Below are 14516 nucleotides of genomic sequence, written 5' to 3'. Positions count from 1 at the left end.
TTTCCTTCAAAAATAAGGGTGTAAATGAAATTTAATTCAGAATCCCAAAATGAATTAAAGCTTTTTCAATTCCATGATTGTCAACATCTTCCGTAATGTAGTCTGCAACTTCTTTTAAGCTGTCATTAGCATTTCCCATTGCAATGCCGATTTTTGTAAATTTTAACATAGAAATATCATTTCCGCCGTCTCCGAAAGACATGGTTTCTGAAACATCAATATTAAAATGTCTGCAGAAATTTTCAATTCCGGTCTGTTTACTGATGTTTCCGGGATTTACATCGGCAAAAAGCGGAGTCCATCTGGAAGATATGCTTTTTGGCATTACTTCTTTCATGAATGTGGCTTCAGCCTCCGGTTTCAGAAAAATATTAGCCTGAAGCACATTCTCAACATCAATATTTTCTTTATCATGAATGGGCGGAACAGGAATATTAATATGAGAATACATTCCCACTACTTCAGGCGTTGCATCATTTATTTCAACCTTATCTTCATACATTAAAGAATAGCTCAACGGAATATTTTTAGCATAATTAATCAGACTTTTGATGTCGGAAGGATCTATTGTGTATCTGGAAATCAGCTTGTTGGATGTTGTGATACAGTATGCTCCGTTAAAAGTGATAAAGCCGTCAAACTTCAGATGATCGATATGATGCAGAGAATTGATTGATCTTCCCGTTGCTATAATTACTTTTATTCCTTTTTCTCTGAGTTTCTGAATTGCATTTTGAGTTGAAGAGGGTACTTTTCCTGTTTTAAAGCTTAATAAAGTTCCGTCTATGTCGAAAAATACCGCTTTAATGTTGTGATCTTGGGTGTTCATTGAAGTTTAATGATTTAATCGTTTAAGTTGTATAACAAAAATACAACAATATAATTTTGTTTTATGGTGTCGTATTTTAATTAAAACTGAATTATTGCAGAATCTGTAAGGTATAATTCTTGTACAGTTTTTACCACACCAAAAAATAATATTATGAAAAATCAGGAAGAAATCGATCTTTTGAATGATCTTGTGCACATTACCAACGACAGAATAAAAGGTTTTGCTAAAGTGGAAGGTAAAATATGGGAAAGTTATCCGGACGTAAAATCAGAATATGCCAGAATGAATTCTCTTTCTAAAGTCATGAAAAATGAACTTATTGATCTCATCACAGAACATGGAGGAGAAGCGAACGATTCTCCCTCTATCGCCGGAACGCTACACAGAACATGGATTGATATTAAAAATTCCTTTACCATTGGAAATACGGAAGAATCCACCATAGAAAATGTAATTTTTGGCGAAAAAGCAGCAATTGACGCTTACCAAAATGCAATCGACACCGGAAAACTGAGTGAAAAAAGCAGAGAAATCGTTTCGGAACAGCTCAAGCATATTAAAGATTCTTATCATGAATTTAAAGGAATGAGCAATTACAAAAATTAATTGAATCTGTTTAAAAGCATAAACTTCCCAAACCGGGAAGTTTTTTTTTAGTATAAAAATGTTGAAAAAAGAATTAGAATTGATAACTGACGGCTTTTTTTGGGGAATTCTGAGGATTAAAAATCACCATATATTGAATAAAATCATCTTTTTTTTGATTGTTTTGGACAAATCTTGCTTCTTTTTTATTGGGTAGAATAGAGGTAATAGAAGAGTTGTTTATTATGGTAAATTAATGATTATCAAAAAGATATAAATTCCATAAAAGTAAAAGACATTCATTATTGATTATAAAATTAAGACATCAAAGAAATTTAAGAAAATTTTCCATTAAATTCTTTTGTATTATTAAAATTATTCATACATTAGTGATGTATAAAATACAGGTTTTATCATTTTATAGAATTTAGGGAATAAAATAATTAACCAAAAGTTTTATTTATTCATCTCTATATTTAATTCTGCTTTAAAATTAGGTACATGCCACTCTTGTAAAAGGGTGGTGTTTTTATGAAATAAACTGAAACAAAAATGCTGTCTTTACTAGACAGCATTATAAATATTTATCTTAAAAACTTTACTAATATTAAATTTCATCAGGTATAAAAGATTCATTTTTCAATTGGTTTATGTAATAAGAAGTTGTAATGCCTGTTTCTTTTTTGAAAACCGTAGTAAATACCTGTCTGGAAGAAAAACCGCATAGCTCTGCCAAATAAGTAATTTTGTATTCTCTGTATTTCGGTTCGTTATAAAGAACCTTCATGATGTAGTTGATTCTTAAACCGTTAATGTACCTGCTGAATGATTTTCCTTTGTAATTTTTAAGAACTTCATTCAGATATTTTGTATTGGTATTGGCATAATTGGCAAGATAGGATAAACTTACATTTGCATTAGTAAATTCATTTGTCTTTTCAAACGCATCAAGACATGTCAAAATAGACTGTATGGAAGCCTCAGGTATTTCTACATTATTGTTTTTATCCGCATCAATTGTTTTTTCCTCTGTTTGTTCTTCTTCATTATCAGCACTTTCTGCTAAAACAGGAATATCTTCATTTTTTTTGAAATTCTCTATAATGGTTTCATATCTTGCCTTTGTCTTTTTAATATGTTTCAACCATATTATCCCGAAAACAATGATAAGGATCATTATGATCACTGCTATCATCAACCAAGTTTTTTTCTGATCTTCTTTAAAATTTTTCTTTTTTTCTTCGATAATCTGACTATTAGAATAATTTATACTGGATTTTTCCAATGATCTTAAACTGTCTGAAAGCTGAGTGTAAAGCTCCAAATATTTAATTTTCATCTCCTTATTTCCGAGCTTGTCATAAGCTTTATAGAGGGTTTCATAAGTAATTTGTTTCTGGCTGGCACTTTGTGCTTTCATAATTTTTGAAAGTGCAATTGTGGCATATTCTACAGCTTTATTATAGTCTTTTTTTTCATTGTAAAAACGAGCAAAGTTATTGTAAAAAATAACACTATTCGCCTTAAAATTATCTGTATCCTTATATTTTAAAACCTCATTAAAGTATCTCTCTGCAAGGTCTAATCTTTGAGGTTTACTTACTCCAGTGTAATAACTTGCAATATTAAGATTTGTAAAAATTATATTATCATATTTTGAAGAACCATATAATTTTGAGCTGTCATTAACCTGCTTAGATTCTTCAATGCTTCTTTTTAGGAAATAAATAATAGAGTCTGGCTTTTGTTTTATTTCGTAATATGAAGCCATATTTTGATAAACATTTGATAACTGGTCATGCTTAATATCATTATTTTTTGACTCATTATTATATTTAATAGAACTTTTAAAATCCTCTAACGCTTCGTTCATAAAACCCAATCCTAAATAAGCAATGCCCCTATTCATATAAACATGAGCAAGTCTTTCTACATCTGGCGTTGAAATTAAGATTTTCTCACTTTCTTTAGCTATTTCTATAACTTTTTTATAGTCATGTGCAAAAACATACATGGTCATTAAACCTTCATTACAATTGAGCAATCCTGATTTGTAATTTATTTTTTTAGAATCACTTTTGGCTTCTATCAGAAGTTTCAGAGCTTTATCTCTATTCTCAGTTTTATTGTATTCAGAAGATTTTTGAATCTTTTTAAAAATCTCTTGTTCTGTGATCTGCGAATATATACAGCTTACAAAGCCTAACAAAAATATTAAAGTAAAGATTTTTTTCACCATTGTCATATTTTTTTTATCTGTCATTAAAAAATTAAAGCAAAGATATACTTTGATTTTGTTTTAAATAATGCTTTTAAATTGTGTTTATTATTTCTAAAATTAAAATTTCCTAGAAAAATCGCTGACTGTAGATGTTTAATTTATATAAATAATTGTTATACAATATATTAATAAGGTTTTAATTTCAGATTTATTTACTTAGGGACACATTACATTTATGTCATTTTTTATAGAAAATGTTGCATACTTTTCTTTTTTAGCCTGAAAACATTTACAAATTTTGCAGACAGAAATATGAATGTAGAATATCTTATAACGAACGATAAACGACAAAGTAGGGATTCGTAATTCAATTTTGCCAGATCAAATTTTAACTAAAATGCAAATAAACTTTAAAACAATCCATATCGGAAATCTTATTAAGTTTCGTGTGAAAGAAAAGAATATTGAGACTGAGCGCATCTGTAATTTTATGAAATGTTCTGAATATGATATTGTAAAAATGTATGATTGCAAAAGTATTGATACAGATCTTTTGATGAAATGGAGTAAACTTCTGGATTATGATTTTTTCAGGATTTATACACAGCATTTAATCCTTTTTTCTCCACCGGAGAAAAGGGATTATAAGAAAAAAAAACAAATACACTCAAAATTGCCTCAATTCCGTAAAAATATATATACAAAGGAGATTATCTATTTTATACTTGAAATTATACAGACGGGGGAAAAAACAAAAAAACAGGTAATTGAAGATTATAATATTCCTAAAACAACATTATACAAATGGATAGAAAAATATACGGAAAAATCTCAAAATCATAATGAGCAGACCAAATTATAAAAGTATTTATATGGATATTCTGACTCTAAGATATCCGGAAAAAATGCATAGCTGTGAAAAAATACTATTGAAAGAGCCTCTTACCTCTATGGATATTATAGAAATTAATAAAAGAATATTTGGGACTGAGGATTATTATCAAACAAATCAAAAACACAAATTCTATGATAAATCTGATATCCTCAAAATACTTGACTATCAAAAAAAAAATAAAATGAACAATACTCAACTTGCGAATCATTTTAAAATGAGCAGAAATACGATTGCAAAATGGAAAAAAAAGTTTCAGATATAATTTGTAAAAATGATAATCTCATTAATACTAAAGATTCTAAAAACATAAATATTAAAAAATTTGTAATGAAAAAAATAATTTTACCAATTACCTTAAGTATATCAGCTCTGACATATTCTCAAATAGGTATCAACAATACGAATCCGCAGGCGATATTTCATGTTGATGGGGGGAAAGATAACCCTAATACAGGTACACCTTCTGCAATACAACAAAGAAATGATTTTGTTGTAACTTCAACCGGAAGAGTAGGGATAGGAATAACCCAACCTTCAACATCTTCTGTTTTAGATATTAACTCTGTGGATAAAGGTGTACTGATGCCGAGAATTGCTCTAACAAGTTCTACAGATATAACAACAATAACATCTCCTGCTAATGGACTCATGGTGTACAATACCGGAACTGCAGGACTTTCCTATGCAGGATATGTATATTGGAATGGTTCCGAATGGAAATCTTTTGATGATAAATCTGTTGTAAATCCTACAATTACTTCTTTAACTTGCTCAGGAGCAAGTGTTTTTCCCTCCGTATTTATTTCCGGAACGGCGTACAGCGGAACGTTAACTGTTCCGTATACAGGAGGAAACGGAGGCAGATATAATTCTACAGTTCCATATACTCAAAACGGATTAACTTTTACTTTAAACCCAGGAAATTTAAACAATGGAAACGGCAGTATTACTTACTCAGTAAGTGGTACACCTAACTTTAGTTCTCCTAATACAGTAAGTATTCCCTTAACTTTTCTAGGGCAGTCATGTAATGCTACAATTGGGCAGAATTCTTCTGTCTCAAACCTTCAATATGTAAGAAATGTTACAACCCCAATTGATTCAAATACACCTACCAATTCTATTACAACCATAGGAAATTTATCTGTGAGATATGATTCGCCAAATGGTAATTTACAATACAGAGTGAATGCGATGAACCAGAGAACATCGATCTGGTATTGGAAAGGCGGAACCGGAGGAGCATTTTTTTCTTATTACGCCCAAAATGATATCACTGCAAATTCTTGGACTAATTTCCCTGCTAATTTTAATGTTTTTAATAGAGATTCTGCACAAACAACGATAAGTTTATTTGAAAGTAAGCAGGTATATAGAATTACTGTTGTAGGAAATGCAGACATGGCAGCAAGCGGTGTATTCCCATTCTTAACATCATCCATTACCATTTTCGTCGAATTACTAAGTCCACAATAAAAATTAAATAGCTGTCAAATATGGTTTATAGATTAGTTTGAACGGTAAATCTGATAAATGACATTAATGTTTCCATCACTTAAACAATTATTATAATCATTCATAGTAGTATGGCAATAATGTAAAATAAAAAATATACATATAATTTTATTAATCAAATGAAAAAAATTTCAATTATAATTGGCTTATTTGCCTTTTTAAAAGCATTTACTCAAGTTGGAGTAAATACTGCAAACCCTCAGGGAGCGTTTCATGTAGACGGAGCTAAGGATAATTCTAATATTGGAATACCTTCTGTTACACAGCAAAAAAATGATTTTATAGTAACTTCTTCCGGAAAAGTTGGGATAGGAACTGTTCAGCCAGCAGCTTCATCTGTTTTGGATATTACTGCAACAGATAAAGGCGTCTTATTACCCAGAGTCGCATTGACAAGTTCCACAGATGTGGTTACGATTGCAGCTCCGGCTAATGGACTTATAGTATACAATACAGGAACGGCAGGGCTTTCTTACATTGGATATGTATTTTGGAACGGCTCAGAATGGAGAAGTATTCCAAGTTCTACTCTTATAGCTCCATCATTATCACAAATTAACTGCGGATCTGCTTTTCTTACTCCTTCTACCTATACTTCAGGTGTGTCTTACGCAGGTACTCTTGCTGTTCCTTATTCTGATGGAAATGGTGGAAACTATACAGGAGGAACCACCACAACAGTGAATGGACTTACTTTTAAATTAAATCCCGGAACCTTAGCTATCGGCAATGGATATCTTTATTTTTCCGTAACCGGAACCCCGACCGTAAGTTCACCTACTGAAAGCAATATTAATATAAATTCCACCTTAATACCTTTTTTTTCAGGTGTTTCTTGTACAACTGCCAATGTAGGAGGCGGAGTAGTTACGATAGCGGGAAGTACAACTTCTGCAGGGTATGATATTGATACAACAACTCCTACAGCGTCTGTTACCTGTTTTGACGGCGGAAATTTCTGTGTAAGATATAATGGAACCACAGCAAACCAAAAGCTTGAGGTTAAACAGACCTATGGAGCTACCCAGGTAATGTTATCTTATTCGTATTGGGGAGTAGGTGATGGCGGACAATTTAACAGTGGTACATCTGCTATAAAAAACACAGCTTTACTGCAAAATACATGGACCCAAATGTATGATTTTGGTGCAATTAATAATACGGAAGGAACGGTAATTACTACTGTTCTTGTAGATAAAACAACAGGAAAACTGAAATCTTTTACTACTGAAGCTGATATTGTTGTAAACTCAGAAATTGGGATTTCTGGAGGTAAGGATAAGTTGTTTCTAAGACTTACAAAAAATTAGTCTTAACATTCTATAAAAAAAAAACAAACATAATGAAAAGGCATTTATATACTGGATAATTAATTCAATGAAAAAAATAATTTTAACAATCGCTATTGCTCTCTCAACAGCAATATACTCTCAAACGGGTATTCATACTGCAAATCCTCAAGGAGTATTTCATATAGACGGAGGAAAAGATAATCCAATAGCAGAAATACCTTCTGCGACACAACAGAAAAATGATTTCGTAGTTACTTCAGCAGGCAACGTCGGAATTGGCACGACAAATCCAAATAGTGATGCTGCCTTAGAGATAAACGCTACGAATAAGGGATTTCTTCCTCCAAGATTAGCTTTGACAGGAAGTAACGATATTACAACCATATCTTCTCCTTCTATTGGTATGATAGTTTATAATACAACTACTAGTGCTACCCTTAATAAAGGGGTTACATACTATGATGGTACATCCTGGAAACAGCTTGTTCCTGCTTCTTCAGCTAATAGTTCAGCGGTAGTAGACTTGCTTTCAGATGCAACAACAGGGAATTCTCTTTCCGGATCTACCTCTGGAGCTACAGTACTTAATTTTGGTACAATAACGGCTCCTTCAGACGGATCATATGCTTTTTCTTTTAGATTATATGGTACTACATCCGGTACAGGGAGAGGTATTTTTTACATATATTTGGTAAGAGTACGTTCTGGATCAGAAACATTACTGGATCTTGCAGAACTTAATCCCTATTGCTTTGGTTCTGATGCTACAACCTATTCAGTAACACTTTCGGGTGGCGGAGTAGTACAGGGAGATACCTTTAAGATTTACATAGGTAGATATAATGGAGGTGGTGCAACATCTCCGACATGGACTTTAAAGGGCAACCCAGGGAATTTTGCCAATAAAACATCTTTCACATGGTGGAAAATATAATTATTGATATTAATAGCTTATACAGAGATATAATAATCATTAATTATTAAGTTTATAACAGCTTTTCTTTTTCATGCAAGTAAAATTAGGCAAATATTATTCATTAATCTGAAGACTGTACCGATTTGTTTTTCAACAAATTAAAAGAGGGCAGGAGAATTTTCCTGCCTTTATTTATTAATAGAATTTGATAATATGACAATTAAAGTTTCAACGGATTTTTGGAGAAACAGCATGAATTGGAATTTAACATAATATTAAGTAATATGATAATCATTTAAATTCTGATAGAGTAGTACATTGATAATTTCCCTATTAAAAATCTTCCGGAAAAATTCCAGTTGCGTATTGCCATACTTCAACAATTTCATTTAGAGGAATTTCGTAAGGTTTGTAAAATGTATTATCTGCAGCAACTGTTAAAGAATTTTCATTTATAGATTTCAGACGTTTGTAAGTAATACCGTCGTTTAAAGTAATGAAAACGTAAGTGTTACCGGATTTCAGATCATTAAGACCTTCCACATATTTTCCGATGATGTATGAACCGTTCTTAAAGGGAGGCATAGAATCTCCATTCGCAGGAAATGCCCGAAATTTTCCGTTTTTAAGAAACGGCAGAGAAATTCTCTGTAAACTTTCAATATAATCTGGGTCGCTGTAACCCGTTAAATAACCCATAGAAGCCTTCTGTGAAACAATTTCAATGCTTTCATCGCCGTTCTGATCTACCATTACAGGCAGAACAATGCGGTTATCAGGAAGTTTCAGCATATCTTCAAGCGCATGTTTTGTTAAATCTACAGACAGCAGCAGATCAATACTAACGTTAAAAATTCTCGAAATTTTTATTAAAACATCAACCGGAGGTTTAGATTTTCCGTTTTCATAAGAACTGTATCTGGAAGCTGTGATCTGTATTTTTTGAGACAATTCGCGCTGGGTTTTTCCTAATTTGGCGCGTAAAAGTCTGATATTTTCTGAAAAAATCGACATATAAAAAATTAAAGCGTAAAAATACACAAGTTTGTCCGAGAATCCTAAGTTTTAGGGCAGTTGTGGATAAGTTCTTTTGAAAAAATATTTTGCTAGAGTCGGCTGTCAAACGTGAGATTAAAACTTTTAAAGAAAGTTTTGGATACAAATAATAAGCGCTGATTTTGGATTAAGCATTATAGTAAGTTCTAATTTTAAAAAATCGGATCATGAAAAAAATATAGCGGATTTATCATTTCAATAAATTCCTAAATACCTTCAATTTAACATAATATAAATTATAGGATTTTTATTTATTCATCAAATAGAGTATTCTGAAATTATTTTCTATTGATAAATTCTTTATTCATCGATATTCAGGCGTTTTAAAGCATTATGAAGCAAAGCTCTACCTATGCTATTTAGATAATTTACAATGGCAATTATGCGCATTAAAAAGGTATGCTTCTGTCTCGCGCATATTTTACATTTTATCTGATTTTGAGGATCTAAATAATCTTATAAACATAAACATCTTTTATTATCGAAATCTAAAAAATGAATAAATTTGATTTTGTATAAATTTGTATAACTACCAATCATAATATGAATCCAAAAGTTGATTTCTTTTTTAATAAAACCGGACAATGGCAAGCAGAATTTGAAAAATTAAGGACAATTGCCTTGAAGACTGAGCTTACAGAAGATTTAAAATGGGGATGCCCGTGCTATACATACGAAGGAAAAAATATTTTCTTAATTCATGGTTTTAAAGAATATTGTGCACTCCTCTTTTTCAAAGGTGCTTTGATGAAGGATGCTGAAAATATTTTGATTCAACAGACTGAAAATGTACAGGCTGCAAGACAGATTCGCTTTACAAACCTGCAACAGATCATTGATTTAGAGCATGTTTTAAACGATTATATATTCGAAGCGGTGGAAATTGAAGAATCCGGAGTGAAGGTTGAAATGAAAAAAACGAATGAATTCAACATACCTGAAGAATTTGCTCAAAAACTAAATGAGAATCCTGAACTTCAGAAAGCTTTTGAAACATTAACTCAGGGAAGACAACGGGCATATCTACTCTATTTTTCCTCAGCTAAACAACCAAAAACCAGAATATCCAGAATTGAAAAATACATTCCGGAAATTCTTAACGGAAAAGGTTTAAATGATTAATTTTTTAAATAAGGCTTAAGGCTTTTAGGATAAAATTTTATTGTTTAGAAATTAACAATAAATCATTATTTCAATAAAATTTAAAATTAAAGTAGCTCGGAAATTAGTATTTTAGTAAGATCGAAAAAATTTGACTATAAATAATAAGGTTATGAAAAAATTACTTTTATTAAGTTCATTATCCATTGTATTGTTTAACTGCAACAAAAAGCCGGAAGCTCCTGCTGCTGATAAAGTTTCTGCGGATACTGCTGCGACAACAGAAAAAGTGATCGATACACTAGGTGCGAAATCATTCTGTTACATGGGAGTTACCGGAAAAGATACTATATTTGTAAGCATTGACGATAATCTTGGAACCATCACCGGAAAAATGGCGACCAAAAACAGCGAAAAAGACAGCAATAAAGGTACTTTAAGCGGAATTAAATCTGGAGATACGCTTAAACTGACGTATGAATTTGCTTCTGAAGGGGTTTCAGGAAATAAAAACGACATCTATTTTATACAGACCAAAGACGGCTTAATGGAAGGAATCGGCGGACGGGATGCTGAAACCGGAACAAAATACGCCAGTGAAAAAAAGATAAAATATGAAGGTGGCAGAAACCTTAAAACCGCTGATTGCAATACGGTTACAAAGGCTTTAGAATAAGAAGTCTGCAATAATATAAATGCAACCAAAATCGGTCGCATTTTTTTTATAATTCTTTATTAATAATTGCAATAAATCTGTTTACGGCTTCATCATCTGTATTCCAGGAAGTGATGAGTCGGACAGCAGAAAAATGCTCCTCGATTTTCTTCCAGACATAAAATTCAAACTTTTCAGATAGTTTTTCAATTAAATCATGACTCAGAATCGGGAAAATCTGATTGGTGTATGTATCAGATAAAAACTGTACTCCCCTTTCTTTCATAGCATTTTTCATCTTCATCGCCTGCGAATTGGCGTGTTTTGCCAGATCAAAGTACAGATCATTTTTCATCAGTTCCAAAAACTGAATTCCCAGAAGTCTTCCTTTGGCAAGCAACGCTCCTTTCTGTTTGATATTGAATGCAAAATCCTGCTGTAAATCTTTATTGTTGATGACAATTGCTTCTCCGATTAAAGCTCCGTTTTTGGTTCCTCCCAGATAAAAAATATCAGTCAGTTCTGCCACTTTTTCCAGCGTAAGATTACTGATTTCGGAGGTTAAACCATGTCCCATTCTCGCACCGTCCATGAACAGATAAAGACCTTTTTCTTTACAGAATGTAGAAAGTTCTTGCAATTCTTTTAGGGTATAAATCGTTCCCAATTCCGTAGAATTCGATATATATACCAGCTTCGGCATTACCTGATGCGGAACATTTTTATGATTTTCCAGAACCGGAATAATGTCATCAGGAGTTAATTTTCCGTCTGCTTTTTCAATGCTCAGAATTTTATGTCCTGTTGCTTCAATCGCTCCGGTTTCATTGTTGAGAATATGTCCTGTAGATGCAGAAACAGCACATTGATAAGGTCTTAAAACCGAGGAAATAACGATAAGATTTGCCTGCGTTCCGCCCGAAACAAAATAAACATCAGAATCTGAACTGTTCATTTTTTCTTTTATCAGTGCTTTGGCTTCTAAAGAATACCGGTCTTCTCCGTATCCGGCTTGCTGATCGAGATTATGCTCTGCAAGAGCTTTTAAAATATTGGGATGACAACCTTCCGAATAGTCGTTTTTGAATGAAAATTTCATAGAGTAAAATTAAAAAAGTTCGCTGAAAGTGCCTAATTTATTCATATTATTTTGTTAGATTTGTGCAGAATATCATCTAACATTTTGAAAAATACATTAACAGAAGAGAATTATCTCAAAGCGTTGTTTCATTTGGTCGACCATGAAGGAAAAGTAACGATTAACGAACTGAGCAAATTTTTAAACGTAAAAATGCCAAGCGTTAACAATATGATGAAGAAATTTGCAGACAAAAGCTGGGTAATTTACGAAACCTACAAACCGCTGATTGTTACAGATAAAGGCCGTCGGGAAGCTTCTCTGGTTGTAAGAAAACACCGTCTTACAGAAATGTTTCTGGTGAAAAAGATGAATTTTGGCTGGGAAAATGTTCATGAGATCGCGGAACAGCTCGAACACGTCCACTCTGCTGTTTTCTTTGACAAAATGGATGAAATTCTGGATTACCCGAAATTCGATCCTCACGGAGAACCCATTCCCGATAAAGACGGAAATATTATTGCGCAGGATTTGCAAAAGCTAAGCAACTGCGAAGTTGGTGAGACAGTCATTTTTGCTTCGGTTACACTTTCGGATGATGCTTTTTTAAATTATCTCACGGAAAGAAATTTACTCCTGAATAAAAAAATCAAAATTATTAAAATTGAAAGTTTTGATAGATCCGTAACCATCGAAATCGAAGGAAAACAGGAAGTTTTAAGCAAAAAAGCAACTGAAAAAATATTGGTGAAGAAGTAATTTTTTCACCAATAAATAAATGCTTTGAAAAGTTCATTTTGATGATTTTAAGTGTTTCTCTAAGCTTGTCGAAAAAGATAAATATTATTTTACCTGAGTTCAGGATAAGTCTTCTTAAACGCAAGGTTAAACAAAGAGATTCAATTATCAGGAATTCAGCTTTTAAGATATACAAAGGCGTAAAACTTATCAAAGTAATACCATTTCATTTTTGTTTTTTTTAAATAAACGAAGTGCCTTTGTTTACCTTACAAACTTTCAATAAGTAAAAAAATCTTTTGTTTTCCTTTGCGATAAATTAATATAATATTATAAATCAATTATTTAAATTTATTTTCTTATTCCGAACTGAGGTTATTATTTTAAACTATTCTTCAGAATTTCAGAAACCTCTTCAATCTCTTCCAAAGTATTGAAATAATGAGGCGATAATCTCACAATTCCGTTGATTTTTTTATTTGTAAAATCAATTAACGCTGAATTCTTATATGTTACAGAAAAGAAGACATTATTTTCTTTCAAAACCTTCTGAATATTTTCCAGATCGCCATCCGGACCGGAAAATGTAACAATGCTGCTCAGATGATTTCCCCAATCCCAAACTTTAAAACCGATGTCTTTGAGTCTGTTCCGTAATTTTTCAGATAAAATCTTATTGTATTGCTCAATGTTATCCAATCCGATATTGTTGGCATATTGTATGGCGTGTTTAACTCCTAATAAGGAAGCATAGGAAATTTCCCAGTGTTCAAATCTTTTGGCTGTTTTAAACAATTCATAATCATTATATTCCGTCCAGTTCGCTCCTCTCATATCCAATAGCAAAGGTGCATAATCCTGTTCCAGAATTTTATCCGAAACATATAAAAACCCGGTTCCTCTCGGTCCGCGCAAAAATTTCCTTCCTGTCGCCGTCAGAAAATCGCAACCTATTTTGTTTACATCAACAATCATTTGACCAACTGATTGACATGCATCAACCAAATACAAAATATTATATCTTTTACAGATTTTGCCGACTCCTTCAACATTCTGAATCAGTCCCGAATTGGTGGGAATATGCGTAACGGCAACTAATTTCGGGCTGTATTTTCTGATCAGATTTTCAAGATCTTCAAGATCAATCTCATTGTCGGAAAGATTTCTTGTTCTGATGATTTTGATATTTAATTTTTTCTGAAGCGAAATAAAGGTGATCTGATTGGAAATATAATCATCAACCGTTGTGATAATGATATCATTTTCTTTAAAAACAATGCTTGATAATGCCTTTGCAAATGCTTCTGTTGCGCTCGTTGCAAACGCAATATTGGAAGGTTTACAGTTAATCAGTTTTGCAGTCTCCTCATAAAATCCTTCTAATAATTCAGCATTTCTGTTCGCAACCTCATATCCTCCGAATTGTTCTTCCTGCTTTAAATAATCAATCATTGAATCCACTACGATTGAAGGCATTAATGAAGATCCTGCGTTATTCATGAAAATTTTTCCGTCCGAAAGACCTCTTATATCTTCTCTTATTTTAGCTGCATTCATTTTTTATTACTTTTTAATTCTGACGAAAGAATAATCATTTTCAATAATCTGATTTCCAAAGAAATTTAACGTCTA

Annotated in this window: 14 protein-coding genes; 9 read left to right on the top strand and 5 right to left on the bottom strand. The window is 32.2% G+C overall.

What is annotated here, in order from left to right:
- Window positions 1–31: 31 nt before the first annotated feature.
- Complete coding sequence (locus tag KKI44_RS02990) at window positions 32–829, bottom strand: Cof-type HAD-IIB family hydrolase (protein ID WP_214589776.1); 798 nt, start codon at window positions 827–829, stop codon at window positions 32–34.
- 153 nt (window positions 830–982) lie between these two features.
- On the opposite strand from KKI44_RS02990, the gene KKI44_RS02985 reads away from it, so the two are divergent.
- A complete protein-coding gene (locus KKI44_RS02985; protein ID WP_214589775.1) occupies window positions 983–1438 on the top strand; it encodes a PA2169 family four-helix-bundle protein in 456 nt (151 codons plus the stop codon).
- A gap of 586 nt (window positions 1439–2024) precedes the next feature.
- Here KKI44_RS02985 and KKI44_RS02980 read toward each other — a convergent pair.
- Window positions 2025–3656 carry a response regulator transcription factor gene (locus KKI44_RS02980; protein ID WP_214589774.1) on the bottom strand — a complete coding sequence of 544 codons (1632 nt, stop codon included), beginning with the start codon at window positions 3654–3656 and terminating at the stop codon, window positions 2025–2027.
- Between the two features lie 379 nt (window positions 3657–4035).
- On the opposite strand from KKI44_RS02980, the gene KKI44_RS02975 reads away from it, so the two are divergent.
- From KKI44_RS02975 to KKI44_RS02955, 5 genes are all read left to right on the top strand, one after another.
- Window positions 4036–4500, top strand: coding sequence for a transposase (locus KKI44_RS02975; protein ID WP_214589773.1), 465 nt, complete (start codon window positions 4036–4038; stop codon window positions 4498–4500).
- Between the two features lie 10 nt (window positions 4501–4510).
- Entirely contained in the window at window positions 4511–4795 is a 285-nt protein-coding gene (locus tag KKI44_RS02970) for a helix-turn-helix domain-containing protein (protein WP_250902147.1), read from the top strand.
- A gap of 65 nt (window positions 4796–4860) precedes the next feature.
- Window positions 4861–6009, top strand: a complete 1149-nt coding sequence (locus tag KKI44_RS02965) for a hypothetical protein (protein WP_214589771.1) — start codon at window positions 4861–4863, stop codon at window positions 6007–6009.
- A 158-nt stretch (window positions 6010–6167) separates the two neighbouring features.
- Entirely contained in the window at window positions 6168–7358 is a 1191-nt protein-coding gene (locus KKI44_RS02960) for a hypothetical protein (protein ID WP_214589770.1), read from the top strand.
- A 67-nt stretch (window positions 7359–7425) separates the two neighbouring features.
- On the top strand, window positions 7426–8274 hold the full coding sequence (locus KKI44_RS02955; RefSeq protein WP_214589769.1) for a hypothetical protein: 849 nt from the start codon (window positions 7426–7428) through the stop codon (window positions 8272–8274).
- A gap of 315 nt (window positions 8275–8589) precedes the next feature.
- Here KKI44_RS02955 and KKI44_RS02950 read toward each other — a convergent pair whose 3' ends face one another.
- The gene (locus tag KKI44_RS02950; protein WP_214589768.1) at window positions 8590–9270 is read right to left on the bottom strand and encodes an XRE family transcriptional regulator; all 681 of its coding nucleotides are present in this window, start codon (window positions 9268–9270) and stop codon (window positions 8590–8592) included.
- A 585-nt stretch (window positions 9271–9855) separates the two neighbouring features.
- Here KKI44_RS02950 and KKI44_RS02945 point away from each other — a divergent pair.
- Window positions 9856–10434, top strand: coding sequence for a YdeI/OmpD-associated family protein (locus tag KKI44_RS02945; protein ID WP_214589767.1), 579 nt, complete (start codon window positions 9856–9858; stop codon window positions 10432–10434).
- Window positions 10435–10585: 151 nt separating this feature from the next.
- Window positions 10586–11089, top strand: coding sequence for a hypothetical protein (locus tag KKI44_RS02940; RefSeq protein ID WP_214589766.1), 504 nt, complete (start codon window positions 10586–10588; stop codon window positions 11087–11089).
- A 46-nt stretch (window positions 11090–11135) separates the two neighbouring features.
- Here the strand turns inward: KKI44_RS02940 and KKI44_RS02935 are convergent, their stop codons facing one another.
- The gene (locus tag KKI44_RS02935) at window positions 11136–12167 is read right to left on the bottom strand and encodes a threonine aldolase family protein (RefSeq protein WP_214589765.1); all 1032 of its coding nucleotides are present in this window, start codon (window positions 12165–12167) and stop codon (window positions 11136–11138) included.
- Between the two features lie 84 nt (window positions 12168–12251).
- Between KKI44_RS02935 and KKI44_RS02930 the strand changes: the two genes are divergently transcribed.
- On the top strand, window positions 12252–12905 hold the full coding sequence (locus tag KKI44_RS02930; protein ID WP_214589764.1) for a metal-dependent transcriptional regulator: 654 nt from the start codon (window positions 12252–12254) through the stop codon (window positions 12903–12905).
- 357 nt (window positions 12906–13262) lie between these two features.
- Here the strand turns inward: KKI44_RS02930 and KKI44_RS02925 are convergent, their stop codons facing one another.
- Window positions 13263–14441 (bottom strand): aminotransferase class V-fold PLP-dependent enzyme, encoded by a 1179-nt coding sequence (locus KKI44_RS02925; RefSeq protein ID WP_214589763.1) that lies wholly within the window; start codon window positions 14439–14441, stop codon window positions 13263–13265.
- Between the last annotated feature and the right edge of the window lie 75 nt (window positions 14442–14516).

Source organism: Chryseobacterium sp. ZHDP1 (assembly GCF_018603435.1).
In the GTDB taxonomy this organism is placed as follows: domain Bacteria; phylum Bacteroidota; class Bacteroidia; order Flavobacteriales; family Weeksellaceae; genus Chryseobacterium; species Chryseobacterium indicum.
The sequence above is the reverse complement of the archived record's forward strand: the minus strand, read 5'-3'. Positions and strand labels throughout refer to the sequence as shown.